Source organism: Dokdonella sp. (genome assembly GCF_035703485.1).
Lineage (GTDB): Bacteria > Pseudomonadota > Gammaproteobacteria > Xanthomonadales > Rhodanobacteraceae > Dokdonella.
Window position 1 is genome coordinate 13,115 of record NZ_DASSYD010000196.1, and the last position, 16,882, is coordinate 29,996.

At 60.7% G+C, this 16,882-nt stretch carries 13 protein-coding genes; 8 read left to right on the plus strand and 5 right to left on the minus strand.

Going from position 1 to position 16,882, the window contains the following annotated elements; translation table 11 throughout:
- The first annotated feature begins 61 nt into the window (after window positions 1-61).
- The 3 genes from VFN25_RS14970 to VFN25_RS14980 all read left to right on the plus strand — a co-directional run bounded on the left by VFN25_RS14970 (window position 62) and on the right by VFN25_RS14980 (window position 2,820).
- Window positions 62-1,729 (plus strand): RDD family protein, encoded by a 1,668-nt coding sequence (locus tag VFN25_RS14970; protein ID WP_325143324.1) that lies wholly within the window; start codon window positions 62-64, stop codon window positions 1,727-1,729.
- 111 nt (window positions 1,730-1,840) lie between these two features.
- Window positions 1,841-2,248, plus strand: a complete 408-nt coding sequence (locus VFN25_RS14975; RefSeq protein ID WP_325143326.1) for a VOC family protein — start codon at window positions 1,841-1,843, stop codon at window positions 2,246-2,248.
- Window positions 2,249-2,493: 245 nt separating this feature from the next.
- A complete protein-coding gene (locus VFN25_RS14980) occupies window positions 2,494-2,820 on the plus strand; it encodes a YbjQ family protein (protein WP_325143349.1) in 327 nt (108 codons plus the stop codon).
- Window positions 2,821-2,871: 51 nt separating this feature from the next.
- On the opposite strand, the gene VFN25_RS14985 is transcribed toward VFN25_RS14980, so the two are convergent.
- Window positions 2,872-4,629, minus strand: a complete 1,758-nt coding sequence (locus tag VFN25_RS14985; RefSeq protein WP_325143328.1) for a patatin-like phospholipase family protein — start codon at window positions 4,627-4,629, stop codon at window positions 2,872-2,874.
- 89 nt (window positions 4,630-4,718) lie between these two features.
- Here VFN25_RS14985 and VFN25_RS14990 point away from each other — a divergent pair, with 89 nt between their 5' ends.
- Window positions 4,719-6,755 carry a M3 family metallopeptidase gene (locus tag VFN25_RS14990; RefSeq protein WP_325143331.1) on the plus strand — a complete coding sequence of 679 codons (2,037 nt, stop codon included), beginning with the start codon at window positions 4,719-4,721 and terminating at the stop codon, window positions 6,753-6,755.
- 74 nt (window positions 6,756-6,829) lie between these two features.
- Here VFN25_RS14990 and VFN25_RS14995 read toward each other — a convergent pair whose 3' ends face one another.
- The 3 genes from VFN25_RS14995 to VFN25_RS15005 form a co-directional block, all read right to left on the minus strand.
- Complete coding sequence (locus tag VFN25_RS14995; protein WP_325143333.1) at window positions 6,830-9,247, minus strand: Ig-like domain-containing protein; 2,418 nt, start codon at window positions 9,245-9,247, stop codon at window positions 6,830-6,832.
- Between the two features lie 628 nt (window positions 9,248-9,875).
- Entirely contained in the window at window positions 9,876-10,271 is a 396-nt protein-coding gene (locus VFN25_RS15000) for a hypothetical protein (RefSeq protein ID WP_325143335.1), read from the minus strand.
- 173 nt (window positions 10,272-10,444) lie between these two features.
- Window positions 10,445-10,963, minus strand: a complete 519-nt coding sequence (locus VFN25_RS15005; protein WP_325143337.1) for a YiiD C-terminal domain-containing protein — start codon at window positions 10,961-10,963, stop codon at window positions 10,445-10,447.
- Window positions 10,964-11,058: 95 nt separating this feature from the next.
- Between VFN25_RS15005 and VFN25_RS15010 the strand changes: the two genes are divergently transcribed.
- From VFN25_RS15010 to VFN25_RS15020, 3 genes are all read left to right on the plus strand, one after another.
- Window positions 11,059-11,853, plus strand: coding sequence for a uroporphyrinogen-III synthase (locus tag VFN25_RS15010; protein ID WP_325143339.1), 795 nt, complete (start codon window positions 11,059-11,061; stop codon window positions 11,851-11,853).
- A 106-nt stretch (window positions 11,854-11,959) separates the two neighbouring features.
- Window positions 11,960-13,099, plus strand: a complete 1,140-nt coding sequence (locus tag VFN25_RS15015) for a uroporphyrinogen-III C-methyltransferase (RefSeq protein WP_325143341.1) — start codon at window positions 11,960-11,962, stop codon at window positions 13,097-13,099.
- Window positions 13,096-14,355: a heme biosynthesis HemY N-terminal domain-containing protein gene (locus tag VFN25_RS15020; protein WP_325143344.1), complete on the plus strand. Its 1,260-nt coding sequence runs from the start codon at window positions 13,096-13,098 to the stop codon at window positions 14,353-14,355. Before VFN25_RS15015 ends, VFN25_RS15020 begins: the two co-directional genes overlap by 4 nt.
- Window positions 14,356-14,636: 281 nt before the next feature.
- On the opposite strand, the gene speE is transcribed toward VFN25_RS15020, so the two are convergent.
- The gene (gene speE, locus VFN25_RS15025) at window positions 14,637-15,494 is read right to left on the minus strand and encodes a polyamine aminopropyltransferase (protein ID WP_325143346.1); all 858 of its coding nucleotides are present in this window, start codon (window positions 15,492-15,494) and stop codon (window positions 14,637-14,639) included.
- Window positions 15,495-15,746: 252 nt separating this feature from the next.
- Here speE and VFN25_RS15030 point away from each other — a divergent pair.
- The coding region (locus tag VFN25_RS15030; protein WP_325143348.1) for a S10 family peptidase at window positions 15,747-16,882 on the plus strand (1,136 nt) is incomplete at its 3' end.

A 16,882-nucleotide genomic window follows, 5' to 3' on the forward strand; every position in this document is an offset into this window, starting at 1 on the left:
AATCCGGCGGGCGCATCCGCCAACTGCGAATACAAACAAAACACGAACGGGAACGGAAACAATGGAACCCATCAAGCACGCTCTGGTCCTGACCGGAGAAACACAGGCTGGCTTTGATGCCGCCAATGTCTGGTCCGCACTGGCCACCTATTTCCGCATGGAGCCGGACCGGCTCAAGGCCGAGTTGCTGGCGCGCGCACCGATCTCGATCAAGGAAAGTGATGATCTGGGCAAGCTGCAACGCTTGCAACAGGGAGCGCAGGCAACTGGAGCCGTGACCGAGTTGCACGAGATCGGCGATAGCGACAATCTGTTCGTGCTGGTCGATGGCAAGCCGTGTGGGCCGGTGCCGCATGCCTTCGTTGATGATCGCGTTCGCAGCGGAGCCTGGCCGTCGAGCATCAGCGTTGCCGTGGTTGGCAGCTCCGACTGGAAGCCGTTCGTCGTGCCGACATCGGCGGCGACCGATCTTGACCAGCAGGCGACCGTTGCGTTCAGCGCTGTGAGTCCTGCTCCGGCCAGCGCGCCCTCCGCCAGCTCTGCCCCAGCTCCGACACCCGCACCGACGCCGGCACCCAGGCCGACACCGGCAAAGAGTGAACCTGCGGCACCGGACATGCGCATATCCGCGGTGACTCCCGGCGCGGCCGCTGTTGCCAGCACGGCAACGGGCGACCCGTTGCCCGAGGGCGGCATCGTGCATGCCGGGTTCTGGCGTCGATTCGCCGCGTACACGCTCGATTCGATCATCCTTTCGATTCCTTTCCTGCTCATCTTCGGCGTGCTCGGTTATCTGAGCGTCCAATCAGCGGTGTCGGGAGAAGCGCCAGGCACCCTGCTCGTCCTGTTCTATTTTCTTGCCTATGTCGGCGCGATTGTCCTTTCGTGGCTTTACTTCGCCAAATTCGAAAGTGGGGCCAGTCAGGCCACGCCCGGCAAGCGGATCATGGGTCTGAAGGTCACCAGTACCAGCGGTGAGCGTCTCAGCTTTGGGCGCGCAACCGGGCGGTTTTTCGGCAAGATCGTCACCGGGATCATTCCCTTCGGCATCGGTTGGATGCTCGCCGGCTGGACCGGGCGCAAACAGGCCTTGCACGACATGATGGCATCGACCTGCGTGATTTTCCGCGAGGTCGAACCCGGCAAACCGCTGCCGACCGAGCGGCCGAAAATGCCCTGGTACGGCTGGGTCCTCAATGGTCTGCCAATTCTTGGCACGATCCTCATGTTCGCGGGCTGGGGCATTTTCATGAGCATGCTGATGGGCGCGATGAACATGGGTGCGCCGAATTCATCGATGTCGAGCAGCCAGGGCATGTCCTCGCCGGACACCACCGGTGCCATTGTCATTCCCGATACCGACACTTCGATGGCGGACAACAGCGGCTCCGGCAGCTCGGGGGTCGATGAGAATGAGAAGGCCGCAATCCGCGCCGGACTCACCGCGGTGTTCATGGTGGCGACTTCGACCCAGTCGGAGATCGCCGCCATCGCAGATGGTGGCGGCGACTGCCCGACGGAAGACCGAAGCTCGAACAACAACTGGATCGAAGCCATCCAGTTGGGTGGCATTTCACCCGCGTGCACGGTCACGATCCGGCTTTCATCATCATCGGATATTCCGTTCGCCGCACGCATCGAGCGTATCGAATGGACCTATCAGGGCGGCGGCAGCTGGCGCTGTGAGTCGAGCATGGCCAGCGACCTGTTGCCATTTGCCTGCAACTGACGCCGGCAGCCTGCCGAGCAAACGTCGACAGGTTGCTGATGTTGCTTCTCCCCTCGGGAGAATGGAGTACTCCAGCAGCCTGTCGATGATGCAAGGAGACGGCTCTCGCCCATGATCCGAATACGTGAAATCGATCACGTGGTCCTGCGCATCAGCGATCTCGACGCGATGTTGCACTTCTATTGCGAAGTGCTGGGGTGCAGCGTCGAGCGACGGCTCGACTCAATCGGTCTGATCCAGTTGCGTGCCGGGCGCAGCATGATCGACCTGGTGCCGGTCGATGGCCAACTCGGTCGCCAAGGCGGCGCCGCACCCAGCAAGAGCGCGCGCAACCTCGATCACTTGTGTCTGCGCGTCGAGCCGTTCGACGCAAGCGAAATCCGTCTTCATCTTGAGCGCCATGGCATCGAGGCGGGAGCCGTGCAGTCGCGCTACGGTGCCGAGGGCGCAGGGCCTTCAATCTACGTCGACGATCCGGAAGGCAATGTGGTCGAGTTGAAGGGCCCGCCGTCGCGCTGAATGTTGCCGGCCCGGCCCGGCGATATCATCGGGATTGTTGAGCTGCAACCGGAGCCGGCATGAAAGCCAGCCGGAACGACAAGATCCTCGCGGAAAACCTATCGCCGAGAACAATCACAACAGCCTGCTAGACGCATTGTTTGCATGACGACCAAAATCCGGGAGACACACTCATGGAAACCCTGAACCTGAACCCGAAAGCCGCCCAGCCTGACGCCTCAAGAATCAGCGGGCTGGGAAACGCGATGGTGACAACCGCGCTGGAGTTGCCCGGCTATCGGGTCGTGCGCAGTCTTGGCGTCGTGCGCGGCCTGACCGTGCGCTCGCGATCCATCGTCGGCAATTTCATCGGCGGCCTGCATTCGCTGTTCGGCGGCAACATCACGGTCTATACCACCCTGTGCGAGCAGACCCGTGCCGAGACATTCCAGTTGATGGTGAAGCACGCGCGCATGCTCGGCGCCAATGCGATCATCGGCATGCGCTATGACGCCACCGACGTGATGCCGGGTCTGGCCGAAGTGCTTTGTTACGGCACGGCGGTTATCGTTGAGGATGGTTGGGCCACTTGATCAGCGTTGCCCTGGACACGATCTTGCTGATTCGGAACAACAAACAGATCATCAAACCCGCAACGGCGTCTGCTCGTGCAAGCCGTCGCGCCGCCCACCAATGACGCGCAGGGCGTACTGATAGCCTGCGTCGACAGCGCGGTCATAGGCTTTCCAGTCGAGCAGGCCGATATCCCGCACCGGCGGCTCAAGCAGGAGACTGGCCAGTTGGCGACGATCGCTGCTGGCCAGTTCGGCGTTGACCATGCCCGAGCGGATCAGGATGTCGAAGATGCCGAGGCGCGTGCCACGACTGAAATCGAAGACCAGTTTCCACCATGGTGGTGTTGCGTATTCTTCAATACACGTTCGCAAGGCATCGTCGGCGCCGATGTCGACCGCGGCCATGGCGCCGGGCTGCAGAGCATTCATGATGTCGGTCGGCAGGTTGTTGATCACCGCACCATCGACATAGACCTCGCCGTGATGGCAAACCGGAGGCAGCACCCCGGGAATCGCACACGATGCACGCAGCCAAAGCCACAATGGACCGTCACGATGAGTGTCGAGTTGTCCGCTGGTCAGGTTCGACGAGCAGCAGAAGTAGGGTAGCGGCAGATCAGTAATGTCGCGCGCACCGAATTGCTCGCGCAGCAGGCGCGCAACCCGCTTTCCGCGGGTCAATGCCACCAGCGGCAGCGTGTAGTCGCCGAGGGGTCTGCTGGTGACAAAACTTTTCTTGTAATTGTCAAACATCTCCTGATCGGACCATTCCAGAGCAACACCGGCTCCGATGATCGCGCCGATACTGCTGCCGCCGACGCAATCGATCTCCATGCCAGCCTCGCGCAGCGCACGGACGATACCGATCTGGGTGAAGCCGCGCGCACCACCGCCAGACAGCACCAGGCTCAGGCTGCGTCCGGTCAGCAAGCGTGCAACACGACGGATGTCGTGGGCGCTGCGCACATGGTGATGTCGAATCAGCGGTGTCTTGGCCAGCCAGCGTCGGGCGGCACCGTCGATAATGTCGCCCGTGTACAGCAGGATCAGGTGGCGCGGGCGCGACAACGCCGATGAGGCATCGGCACAGGCGCTCGGCGGCCACTCGCCCGGCGTCTCGGCGGCATTGGCCAGCAGCAGCAGGCAGTCGGCCTGGCGTACGCACAGGGCCTGCCAATCATCGTCGGCATCAGCGACGTAGACAACAAACCGGGTTTTCGCTTCGAGCTCGTTGAACCAGCTGCTGAGTCGACCACCACCTTCCTTCTTGTCGATCATCGCGCAGGCGCCGAATGCACTGAGCATGCGCACCAGCTCCTCGGCGAAACCGTGAACATTGACACCCGAGTTGTGACGCAGCACGGCGAAGGTCCGCGGTGCCGTCATCGCGCCATCGTCATCATGTGTCGACATGCGGCGCACGGCCAGTCGCGCCATCGCCAGCATGGCCTTGGGATGGTGATTGACGAGCCTTTCGAAATCATCGCGTGACAGCCGCAGCAGTTCGGAATCACGCAGTGCCCGGATCGAGGCGTTGCGCGGCATGTCGATCATCATGCCAACTTCGCCTACTGTTTCTCCCGCAGCGACCACGCCGGCCAGTTGCGCGTTGCCATTCTGGTCATTGCGGAACGCGCCGACGCTACCGCTCTTGAGCACGTACAACGCGTCGCTGGGGTCGCCCTGTTCGAACAGCGAGGCGCCGCCGGGCAGGGCGAACCATTGCAATTCATCGCCGAGTTCGGCCAGCGCGGCATCGTCGAGATGCCGGAACAGTGGTAACGACTTGAGGATGTCGCGGGTCTGGTTGGAATCCACGCTGTCCATGCAATCCTGTCGAGAAGCTGTCAGCGCTTGATTTTGCGCCATTCGCGCTCCAAGTTCACGACCTCGGCCAAAACAATCACGGAACCCAGATGACCAATCCGCTACTCGAACCGACCGGGCTACCGCGATTCTCGGAGATCCTTCCCGAACACGTCGAACCGGCCATCGATGCCATCCTCGCGGACTACCAGAATGGGGTCGATACGCTGCTGGCATCGACCGCGCCGCGCCGCTTTGGCAATGTCATCGATGTCTGTGAGCAACTGGAGAATCGCCTGTCGCGGGCCTGGGCTCCTGTGGGTCATCTGCATGGGGTCAAGGATTCCGAGGCGCTGCGCGAAGCTTATGCACGTGCACAGGACAAGATCGTCGCCTTCAGCTCCGCGCTCGGCCAGAACCGCGAGCTCTACGCCGCTGTCAAGGCGGTCGCTGAATCGGAGGAGTTCGCAAACTTGCCGCTGGCAGCGCGAACCCTGATCGAACATGAGCTGCGTGACTTCGTGCTTGCTGGTGTCGCCCTGGATGAGCCCGCACGCTCGCGCTATCGCGAAATTTCCAGTGAGCTGGCGACGCTGTCTACCGAGTTCGAGGAAGCCGTGCTTGATGCCACCGATGCCTGGACTGAGCACATCGTTGATCAAGCCGGTCTGGCCGGCATTCCCGAGTCCGGCCGCTCCGTGCTGCGCGCCGATGCCGAGGAAAAGGAACTCGATGGCTGGCTGATCACACTCAAGCAGCCAAGTGTGCAGGCGGTGCTGACCCACGCCGATGATCGCGACCTGCGTGCCCGCGTCTATCGCGCTTACGGCACCCGCGCATCGGAGCATTCCGATGGCGGCAAGTTTGACAACAGTGCGCGCATTGAAAAGATCATGGCCTTGCGTCACGAGTCGGCGCAGTTGCTCGGCTTTGCCAGCACGGCGGAGGAATCGCTGGCGACCAAGATGGCCAAATCGCCGGATCAAGTCATCAGCTTCCTGCGCAATTTCGTCGCCAAGGCCAGGCCGATGGCCGAGAACGATCTGGCTGAATTGCGCACGTTCGCCGCCGATGAACTGCAAATCACGGATCTGCAGCCCTGGGACATCGCCTATGCAGCGGAAAAGCTGCGCGAGCAAAAATATGCCTTGAATGAGGAAGAGCTGAAACCCTACTTCCCGTTGCCCGCAGTCATCGAGGGCTTGTTTGCGGTGATCGGACGGGTGCTCGGTGTCAGCGTGCGCCTGCGTGAGAATGTCGATGTCTGGCACGACGATGCGCGCTATTACGATTTGCTCGATGCGGACGGCAAGGTCTTCGCTGGTTGCTATGTTGATTTGTATGCGCGCAGCGGCAAGCGTGGTGGCGCCTGGATGGATGTCTGCAGTTCACGACTTCGCAAGGGTGACGCGGTGCAGTTGCCAATCGCGTTTCTGGTCTGCAACTTTGCCCCGCCGACGGCAAGCGCGCCTTCGCTGCTGACTCACGATGATGTCATCACCCTGTTCCACGAGTTCGGCCACGGCTTGCACCACATGCTGACCGAAGTCGACTATGCCGGTGTCTCGGGCATCAGCGGGGTCGAATGGGATGCGGTCGAATTGCCGAGCCAGTTCATGGAGAACTTTGCCTGGAAGCGTGAGGGACTCGATCTGATCGCACGCCACTGGAAAGCCGGCGAACGTCTGCCCAATGAATTGTTCGAACGCATGCAGGCGGCGCGCAATTTCCAATCCGGCCTGTTTCTTGTGCGCCAGTTGGAATTTGGCCTGTTCGACTTCCGTATGCATCATGAATTCGATCCGGTGATCGGTGCCCGCACGATGGAGGTGCTTGATGAAGTGCGTCGTGAAGTTTCGGTACTGACACCGCCATCATGGCATCGCTTCCCGCATGCCTTCACCCACATTTTCGCGGGCGGATACGGCGCGGGCTACTACAGCTATCTGTGGGCCGAGGTGTTGTCCGCCGATGCCTTCGAGCGCTTCGAGCAGGAAGGCGTCTTCAACACGGAGGTTGGCAAAGCGTGGCGCGAAGCGATCCTCGCGGTCGGTGGCTCACGCCCCGCGCTGGATTCCTTCATCGCATTCCGGGGCCGCGAGCCAAGCCCGGATGCTTTGCTGCGCAGCTATGGCGTGGTGGCGTGAAGAACGTTCAATAAAAAGCCACCGCCGACGAATCGACGGTGGCGAGGGCGGCCTTCCGTGGCCTTCAGCAGAAACTATTTCCCGGAGTCAGCCGGAACCTCCAGAGTTGCAGCGAACGGTATGCAGATTCCGTCAAAACCATTGCCCATGATCGGATCATTGGCGGCAAGGTTTTTGAGATGAAACTCCTTGACCGGCGCGAGCGAATACTTGAGTTGGGCTGCAACGATGAAGCTGCCTTCGATGCCATTGGCAGTGGCTTCAACCCAGGCGAATCCATCGACGTCGCTATTGACCTGCATGTGGGTGCCGCTGCTTGAATCATTCGCGAGCATGGCCGATGCACCGCTGGCCGGTGCGTCAAAGTCGACTGCAAGCCCGGGCATCGGGGTGCCCGTACCGTCCACGATCTGCACCAGCAGGACACAAGAGAACGGTGCATCAATCGAGGTGTTCTGATGGCTTTCGCCGACGTCATCGACGCCGATCGTGGGGTCGAGCATGTTGGTCAGATCAATCTGTGCAACCGATCCGAGTCCCGCCACGCTGACATCAATGCTGTATTCGCCGGCGATGCCGTTTGCAGTGGCCGTGGTCGAGACAAGCCCGCCGGGTCCACTCATGACCGTGACCGGATTGACGACTGCGCTCGGGCCACTCGACGGAGGCGTGAACGTGACCATCACCGAAGCAACCGGATTGGCGTACTGATCGAGGACCTGCAGACCCAGCAATGAGGCAAACGGCGTATTCGTTACCGCGCCCTGGCCAGAGCCGGAAAGGCTGCCGATCGAGGCCGCCGGACCCGCCTGGTTGGTCAGTTCAAAGGTCATCGGTGTAGGCACACCGCTGATGCTCGCCTCGACATCGTAGGTGCCGGCGATCGTGTTCGCCTGCGCCGCGACCGAGACCATTCCATTGGCGTCTGATACAGCCGGGTTCGGGGTGAAGGTCGAGCTCGCCTGGGATGGCGGCGGCGAGCTGAAGGTCACCGTGACTCCGCTGACTCCGTTGCCGTATTGATCCTGCACCTGCAATCCAACCGGATTGGTGAACGAACTGCCTACCTCGGCACCCTGTCCACCACCGCTGGCATTGCCGAGTTGCGCAGCCGGGCCGGCCGTATTGGTCAACTGGAAGTTCGTCGACGGCGAAACACCACTGACGCTGACCTCAACGTCGTAGGTGCCGGCAATCGTATTGGCCGTGGCTGTCACCGAAATCTGGCCATTGGCGTCGGTTGTGGCGGGATTCGGCGCAAATGAGGAGCTGGCGCCGGATGATGGCGGGATGAACGTCACCTGCACGCCAGCAACCGGGTTGTCGTACTGATCCAGAACCTGCAGACCGACGGGTGCACTGAATGGACTGCCGGCGGTCGCGTTCTGGCCACCACCGCTGACACCGCCGACCTGTGCCGGCGGTCCGGCCAGATTGGTCATGTGGTAGACGAATGGCGTGCCAATGCCGGACACGGTCGCGGTGATGTCGTAGTCGCCTGCGATTGTGTTGGCGGTGGTCGTCACATGGGCAATGCCATCCGCGCCCGTGGTCGCCGGGTTCGGTGTGACCACTGCACTGGGGCCGCTGGCGGGTACGGTGAAGGTTACCGTGACGCCAGGAATCGGATCGCCGATTGAATCCAGTACGACAACACCGATGTCAGGATCCACTACGCCGCCGACCGTTCCGGTATACGGTCCGGGGTTGGCTGGAACAATGGTTGTCGGTGTCTGGGTCAACAGGTAGGTGTGCAAGGTGACATTGTCAAAGCTGACCGCGCTAAGCAGGTTGACGCCGAGCAAGCCATTCGGTTCGCCGAACAGCTGCACGAAAATGTTTCCGCTGACACTTGCGCCGGTGACGTATTCCACACTGACCCGGTAGGTCGTGCCGCTGAGCAGACTCAGGGTTGCCGTGCCCGACGTGCTGCTGACCACGCGGGATGCCTTGCTGATATCAGTCGATATGGCGATGCCGACATTGCCGCCCAACAGCACGTTGGCGGTGAGCACGCTGCTGGCATCAATGTCGGCTTCAAGGACATAGCGCCGGTTGGGCTGCCAGGCGATTCCGGTGTTCAGGCGGAATCGACCGTTGTTATTGAGAATTCCCACAGCATTGACGCCAAGCAGGCCTCCAATTTGCGCTTTGCCGGCGCCGATGGTCAGCGTTGGCGGTGCGAGAAGTGCGGCAATGCCGTTGTAGCTGCCGGCCCACGGACCACTGCCGATCGGCCCGCCGCCTGAACCACCAACGACGCCACCGCCAATGCTGCCGTCGTTGGCAGGATTGGAAAAGTCACCATTCGAAACAATAACTGATGCGTTCGGTTGCGTTGGTACCGAAGCCTGCGCGGCAATACAAAGAAATACACCGAAAGCGGCGAGCAATATCAGCCACTGAAGCCGGAATCGATGAGGAAGGGTTGCTCGATCAAGGTGGCGCGATGGAAGACCCATTGCCACCGACGTTGTTGCGACGATATCCATGTGAAGTCCCCTTTCGTCTAGAAGCCAGTCCGCATTTGCCCGAATTTCGGACCAGCGAATGACGTAGTCGATCGGGAAAGCTCCCCACCTCGTCAATAGCGGCGCTTCCTGTGCCGATACTGTCGATTACATCCCCGATGCGTTGCGCATTCGGGCAAGCGTAGTCATCGCGCTTTCGATGTCATTTGTCAATAGGCTCTGTATGAAACGCGATGATACAACCATATAAAGTAGCAATAACGCTTTATAACGCCCCAAATATCAATCACTTGCGGAGCACAACGGATTTTTGTGAACGAAAGTAACTATTTCTCCAAAATCCGATAAAACGTCGAAGATCGGGTTTTTCATAGAGTCCATGGGCGTCCAAAAGCAATAATGGTTGACCAATACGGTCAACAAAGTAATGGACTTCTTCGCGCCAGCCTGAACATTGCGCCCAATTTTCGCCCGTGTTTTCGACTCAGGCACGGGTCGATGCTGAACGCATGCGGCAATCACGCGGACACTGGATTCGCGGGGAATTTCGTACAGGCATATTTACGGCTGTTCAGGCAAGCGCCAGCGCGGCTGCCTGGGTCTGGCAAGACACTCCGGACGTGGAGTCTTCCGGGTCCGGAGAGCCCGATCAATCCTTGTGCGTGATATCCGGCAATCCGCTGCTCAGCAGCCAAACCTTGGCCTTGCGATCGTATTTCCAGACCTGACGATCAATGATGCTTCGAGCTTCCTGGGTGTGCACGTTGACAATGCCGATTTCGACAGTCTGGCGGACTTCATTGTCGTTGACCGGGACCGGAGCCGTGTCGTTGTAGTTGGTGATGCGGACCTGCTTGAAGCGGTCGAGTTCGAGCTGGGTCAGTGGGTGCGCCAAGCGGTATTCGGGGTCGACGAAGGCTTCGGCTTGTTCGATCGAGCCCCAGCGGATCGTTGCGGCGTAGGTGCGCAAAGTCTCGGTGAGAGCCTTTTCACGCGATTTGGCTGCGACCGGCGCTGCGAGTGCGAACAGAACCAGGCCGATCATTCCGATCGAAATGCAGCGGGTGGAAACGCGATGCAGTGTCTTCGGCCAGCTCCTCAGGTTGGGCGTGCGATCACCGATTGTGCCGTATTGACGCGATTTGGCAACTTGCCGGTCTCTGTTGGAACGAGTTGTGAATCGACGAAATGCGGTCCTCGCCCCGTCGAACTCTCGCCTCAACCGGCAACGCCCGACAGACTGCCAGGTCGCAATGCGACGAAGCGGGCGCTCAGACTGGCCGCGACCGTGCCATCGGCAAGGTGGATCTCGCACTCGGCACGCAGTCGCGCCTTTCCGCGTGAATGCAGGGCCGAAAAGAACGCTTGCCACGATTGATCCGCAGCGAGACGCGATTGCGCATCGAAATCGTTCCAGACCGGACTCAGATAGCGCACGGTGCTGTCCTGAACATAAATATCGCACGCCTCGCCAGCTTGCTCGGCCGCAAGCTTGATCAGCGACCAGCAAGCCAGGGTCATCACGCTGGCGAGGCTGCCACCGAATGCGCAACCCTTGTCGTTGACGTTGGGTATCAGCGGTGCGCTCATGCACAGCGACTCGCCATCCCAGGCGCTGATGCCGAGCTGCATGGCGCGGGCCATCGGAATGTCGAGCAGCAACTGATCTTCAACACCTTGACGCAACGCATCGCGCTTTGTCGGGGCAATCCCTTGTTCAATTAGACGTGCGTTCATGCTTGACCTTGCGACGAAAGGCCGCGAGTGTGCGCGTGGTGTGCGTATCGATACAAGCGGCTTATGCTATACGCCACCGTATGTAGCGCGCGTCCATGCCTGAATCGAATCCCTCACATAGCACCTCGATGGCCGGTGCCAGCATCATCATCACGCGGCCGAAAGCGAATGCCGCCGGACTGGCGCGTGCGGCAAGAGCGTGTGCCGCCGAGGTCGTATTGTTGCCCGGTGTCGTGATCAGCGAGGTCGATGCGGTCGACGCTGCGAGGAGCGCGCTGAAAGCCGCACACTCGGCCGATCACTGGATATTTACCAGCCCGAATGCGGTGCGCTTTTGCCGGCGCTTGCTTGGTGCCGGTTCGACCCCGGATTGGCCGCAGGCGCTGGCGGTCGGTGAAGGCACACGCCGCGCACTGGCTCGTCACACAATCGCGGCAATCGCTCCACGCGGTGCGCAAAACAGCGAAGGCCTGCTCGCCGAACCCGTGCTGGCAAGGGTCAAGGGAAAAACCTTCGCCATCATCGATGCGCCCGGAGGCAGGGACCTGCTTGCGCCGACATTGCGCGAACGCGGAGCGCAGGTTGAGCGGATTGCCGTCTACCAGCGCAAGCCGCCAGCTCTGCAGCACTCCCATTTCCTGGCCCTGCAGCAGGCGCCACGACCATGGATCAGCCTGGTTTCCAGCAGCCTGATCCTGAACAACCTGCTTGCAGTGATTCCCCAGGAACTGCGCCTGCGCTGGCAGCAGGAAGCCCTCGTTGTCAGCAGCGCCAGACTTGCCGAGCAGGCGCATGAGCTCGGTTTCAGCGATGTTCATGAGGCGCGTTCGGCGCTCGGCAGTGATTTGCTGGAAGCGGCCAGGCTCGTCTTGTCGAGGCATCGAATATAGGAAAGAAGTGACCGGCAGCAAGACTGGAGTTGATCGAAGCTTGCGTGACAGGTTCCGTAGACTCGCCTCTACCAGCAAAGCCCGACAGACTGCTAGCATGGACATCATGGAAACTGAGACCCCCGCGAAATTGCCCGCACCGGCCAATCGCAACAAGGACAAGCAAGGTGCGAAGGGACCACGACGAGGTGGAGCGGGAGTCATTATTGTCATCCTCGTGCTGATCGGAATCGCCGCGGCAGCCTGGTGGTATTTCGATCAACAAATGCGCGAGCGGGACAGCGGTCGTGATGATGCGCTCGCCGCCCAGATCAATGACCTGACGCAGGCCAATCAGCAACTTCGTCGTGATGTCGACAGCCTGCGCTCTCGCTACAATGATGCCGAATCGATGAATCGCGGCATCCGCGAGGAAGTTCTTTCTTTCGGAGAACGTTCGCGCGCCCTCGAAGATGCGGTTGCCAATCTGTCCGAACAGCGCCTCAACAATCGCGATGCAATGGCGCTCAACGAAGCCGAATTCATATTGCAGCTGGCCGGCGAGCGGCTCGCCTTGTTTCGTGATGCGAGCGGTGCGATGGCTGCCTATCGGCTCGCCGACAGCGCTCTCGCCGCGGCTGAGGATCCGCTGTTTGCCAGCGTCCGTCAGACCATCAGCGCGGAGATGCAGGCGCTCGCTGCAGCCAGGCCAATGCAGACACGAGCCACGCTGAACACGCTGGCCGACCTGCGTGCCGGTCTCAACGGTCTGCCAATGAAAGCGAATCCATCCAGCACGGCAGAGCAACCGAATGCGCAGCGCTCACGTCTGCGCGAGATCCTTGATCAATTCGTCCATATCAGCCATGACGAGGCGGGCTCGGCATTCACCCTGCGCAACGAGGAACTGACCCGTTCCTTGATTGCGCTAGACCTGCGCGCGGCCGAGGCGGCGCTGTTTGCCCGCGATCAGGAGGGTTTCGACGCCGCCTTGAAGCGCGCGCGGCAGGGCGTCGAAACGGCATTCGACACCAAAGCCACAGAAGTACGCGCAACCCTGGCCTCGCTCGATAAACTGCAAGCGACACCACTGGCCCCGGCCTTGCCCGAGCTTGGCACTGCATTGAGCGAGTTGCGCAATTTGCGCACGACGCGGGCGTTGTCACACCCAATGAAAGCCCCGTTGAAGCCCGAATCTGTACCGACCGGGCCGCTACAAGCGCCCGCAAACCCTGATCCGGCAACAAGCGAAGAGCCGACGTCATGAGAGTCTGGATCGGCATCCTGCTTCTGCTCGTTGTCGCCGCAGGCGCGGCCTTCGGTTGGCAGTGGGTGGTCGAGGATCCGGGCTATGTGTTGATTCGCCTGCGCGGGACCTCGATCGAGACGACCCTGGTATTCAGCGTCGTAGCCTTGCTCGTGAGCTGGGCCTTGATGAGCCTGGCCTGGCGTTTGTTGCGCTGGCCGGCGCGAGTCTGGATTCGTGGCCAGCGCAAGCGCGCTCGCGAAAATCTGGCCAACGGCATGGCTGCTTTTGCTGAAGGTCGCTATCAGCACGCCGAGCGTCTGTTGGCCAAGGCAGCGAAGCAACCAGCCGTGCGTGGCCCTGCGTATCTGGCCATGGCGCGCGCCGCACACTCGCGCGGCGACGATGCTGCGGCACAAACCGCGCTGGATCTGGCAGCGAACGATGTCGTGGCTGCTGCATTCGCCCAGCGCGCGAAGTTCCTCAGCGAGCGCGGTCGTCACGCCGATGTTCTGGCCTTGCTCAAACCGAAGGCCGCTGCGGGCAAACTGTCACCGGTCGGCTGGAACGTGCTGGTCGAGGCGGCGCTGGCCGAAAGCGATGCGCAAGCGGCACTCGATGCACTGCCGACCCTGGCCAGGACGCAATCATTTTCAGCCGCAAAGATGTCTGAACTGGAAGGTCGGGTTCTGGTCGCCGCGCTGGATAGCGCCGCTTCACAGGCGCGGCTCAACAGTTTGTGGAGCTCGGTCAATCGCAACCAGCGCAAGCGGCCTGAAGTCATTGCCGCGTTCGCTCGCCGGGCCGCCCACTTTGGTCAGATCCTGGCGGCGATGGACGAAATCGAATCGGCCCAGCGTCGCGAATGGAACGATTCATTGTCGCTGACCTACAGCGATCTCGGGCCGGCCGAACTCGCCATGCGCACCAAACACGCCGAAGGCTGGCTCTCGATCGCGCCGAACAGTACCTCGTTGCTGACCTCGCTAGGGCGCCTGTGTCGCGACCAGAAACTCTGGGGCAAGGGAATTCAATATCTGCTTCGCGCGGTTCAGATCACCGAATCACCAATCGCCTGGGAAACCCTCGGCGACTGCTATGCCGGATCCGGCGAAGAGGTGCTGGCCAATCGCTGCTACAGGAACTCCCTGCTCAATCAACGCGGCCAGCCCGCGGTGCCGTTGCAAGGACATGGTTCGGCACGCATCGACACCCAGGCGTTGATCTTCGAAGAGCGCGACCAGCACGGCATGCCACGGTTGCCGAAAACCGGCTGAAGCCGGTAGGGTCGGGATTGAATCTATCGCGTCAGGATCGCCTGCGCCGCGAATAAAGCGTGTCACTTCGCGGCGCGCCATACCAGCCGGGGTTTCACTCGCCTCAGGCGAGTGAAAAAAGGCATGGATGCCGCGCTCCAAAGGAGCGTGCTTTAGAAATACAAAGGCGCTGGCTGCCTGCTTTTGTAGGAGCGACCAGCGTGTAGAAAAGATAACAAAATAGCGAATGTCACGCCGTCACACTGAACGCAGTGTCACCTCGCCCACCAAGAAACCAGACCTCAATCCCCCAGTGCCGCCCGCATGAACTCGGGCATGGCCAGTGCGGCCCGGTGGATTTCAGCGTTGTAGTAGCGGGTCGGGAATTGTTTGGTCTGCGCACCGCGTTCACGGAAATCGGAAAGGTCGGCGCTCTTGCGCGCCAGCGTTGCGCTCCACCAACCGGTTGGATAGCAAGGCTGCGGAAAAGTCAGCGTACGCACAGCCTGGAAGCCGGCGGTGCGCATGGCCGAACGCATCGATTTGATCAGGTCGAGATGGGCCACGGGTGATTCGCTCTGTTGGACGAAAATGCCGCCACTGCGCAGCGCCTTGAAGCAGCTCGCATAAAACGCCGCATTGAACAGGCCTTCAGCCGGACCCACCGGATCAGTCGAGTCGACAATGACGATATCAACCGACTCCGGCTCGCATTCGGCCATGTATCTGATGCCATCGTCGAAGATCAATTGTGCGCGCGGATCGTCGTTTGCTTCGCAGAGTTCGGGAAAATATTCTTCGGCCAGACGCGTCACGCGCTCGTCGATTTCGACTTGCACGGCGGATTCCACCACTTCGTGGCGCAACACCTCACGCAATGTTCCGCAATCGCCACCACCGATGATGACAACGCGCTTGGCCCGAGGATGTGTAAACAGGGCCGGGTGCGCCATCATTTCGTGATAGAGGAAGTTGTCACGCGTGGTCAGCATCATGCAGCCATCAATGACCATGAGCTTGCCCCAGTCAGTTGAATCATGGATCTCGATGGACTGAAACGGTGTCTGCTCGGCGTGCAGGCGGGCACGGGTTCGAAAGCCAATTGATGAGCCTGAAGATTCGTGGGCTTCGGTAAACCAGCTTTGCTCGGAGGTGGACATGCGGACTTCCTTGATTCGACGAATTTGAACGCGCGCAGATTCGTAGCGCACAGCTTTCGATTGTAGCCGTTCGAGCTCGTTCGCGGCAGATGCTGGTCCGATCAACGCGGAGCCGGAAGTCCATGGCATGAATCGCGCACGGGCTTGATCACGCCATGAATCCGGCCGACCCCTGCGGATATGGCTTCTGGCACGCTTGGGCAAGCGCCTCGTGAACTAAGCTTGGCAGCCGCCCTTTGCGAGGAACCTGCCATGCGATTTTTCACGCAGATAGTGTTGTTGGCCGCACTCGGCGTTGCCGGTTTGCTTGCGACAAACGCAGTTGCCGCCGATGCAGCCAACGCGCAAGCCGACAGCGCAAACAAGGAAGCATTCAAGCTGCCGCCGTTGCCGGCTGAGGCACACGTTGCCCAGACCACTGTGGTCGATGGCCGCACACTGAAATATACGGTCAGTGTCGGTGCACTGCCGGTGCGCGATGCCAAGGGCAAAACCACCGGTGAAGTCGTCTACACCGCCTACACCATGGGTTCTGGCAATCGACCGGTGACCTTCGCATTGAATGGCGGACCAGGCGCGTCATCGGTCTATCTCAACCTCGGCGCAATCGGCCCGAAAAAGGTGAACTTTGGTGTCGAGGGGGATTCGCCATCGGCGGATCCGATCCTGCATGACAATCCGGACACCTGGCTAGGCTTCACCGACATGGTTTTCATCGACCCTATCGGCACCGGCTACAGCCGCGCCCTGGTTGATGACAAACAGGCAACCAAGGATTTCTACAGCACCGACATCGACATCGAGTATCTGTCGCGGATCATGGTCGACTGGCTGGTCAAGAACGGCCGCATGAATTCGCCGAAATACTATGTCGGCGAAAGTTACGGCGGCTTCCGCGGACCGCGCATCACCGAGTACATGCAGACCCGGCTTGGCGTGGCGATGAGCGGCGTGATCCTGGTTTCGCCGTATCTCGACCCCTCGGCCTGGAGCGATGACACGGTCTCGCCGTTGCCGTGGATGATCACGCTGCCGTCGATCGCTGCCGCGCATCTGGAGCGCGAAGGCAAGCTCAGTGCCGAAAGCATGGCGCCGATCATTGCCTACACGCGCGGCGATTACGCAACGACTCTGATGAAGGGCCGTTCCGATCCTGCCGCGACGGCCGCAATGATCACCAAGGTGACCGAATTGACCGGCCTCGATCCCTTGTTCGTCAAGCGTTCCGGTGGACGCATCGAGACGCAAGCGTATCTGCGTGAGATCTACCGCGCCGAGGGCAAGCTCGGCAGCCGCTATGATTCCAACGTCACCGCCTGGGATCCGTTTCCGAACGCGCCGCGGCAACGCACCGGCGATCCCATCCTCAACAGCATCATCGCGCCGAC

Coding starts and splice junctions, on each gene's coding strand:
- VFN25_RS14970 (WP_325143324.1), top strand. CDS start 62: ATGGAACCCATCAAGCACGCTCTGGTCCTGACCGGAGAAACACAGGCT.
- VFN25_RS14975 (WP_325143326.1), top strand. CDS start 1,841: ATGATCCGAATACGTGAAATCGATCACGTGGTCCTGCGCATCAGCGAT.
- VFN25_RS14980 (WP_325143349.1), top strand. CDS start 2,494: ATGGTGACAACCGCGCTGGAGTTGCCCGGCTATCGGGTCGTGCGCAGT.
- VFN25_RS14985 (WP_325143328.1), bottom strand. CDS start 4,629: ATGGACAGCGTGGATTCCAACCAGACCCGCGACATCCTCAAGTCGTTA.
- VFN25_RS14990 (WP_325143331.1), top strand. CDS start 4,719: ATGACCAATCCGCTACTCGAACCGACCGGGCTACCGCGATTCTCGGAG.
- VFN25_RS14995 (WP_325143333.1), bottom strand. CDS start 9,247: ATGGATATCGTCGCAACAACGTCGGTGGCAATGGGTCTTCCATCGCGC.
- VFN25_RS15000 (WP_325143335.1), bottom strand. CDS start 10,271: ATGATCGGCCTGGTTCTGTTCGCACTCGCAGCGCCGGTCGCAGCCAAA.
- VFN25_RS15005 (WP_325143337.1), bottom strand. CDS start 10,963: ATGAACGCACGTCTAATTGAACAAGGGATTGCCCCGACAAAGCGCGAT.
- VFN25_RS15010 (WP_325143339.1), top strand. CDS start 11,059: ATGCCTGAATCGAATCCCTCACATAGCACCTCGATGGCCGGTGCCAGC.
- VFN25_RS15015 (WP_325143341.1), top strand. CDS start 11,960: ATGGAAACTGAGACCCCCGCGAAATTGCCCGCACCGGCCAATCGCAAC.
- VFN25_RS15020 (WP_325143344.1), top strand. CDS start 13,096: ATGAGAGTCTGGATCGGCATCCTGCTTCTGCTCGTTGTCGCCGCAGGC.
- speE (WP_325143346.1), bottom strand. CDS start 15,494: ATGTCCACCTCCGAGCAAAGCTGGTTTACCGAAGCCCACGAATCTTCA.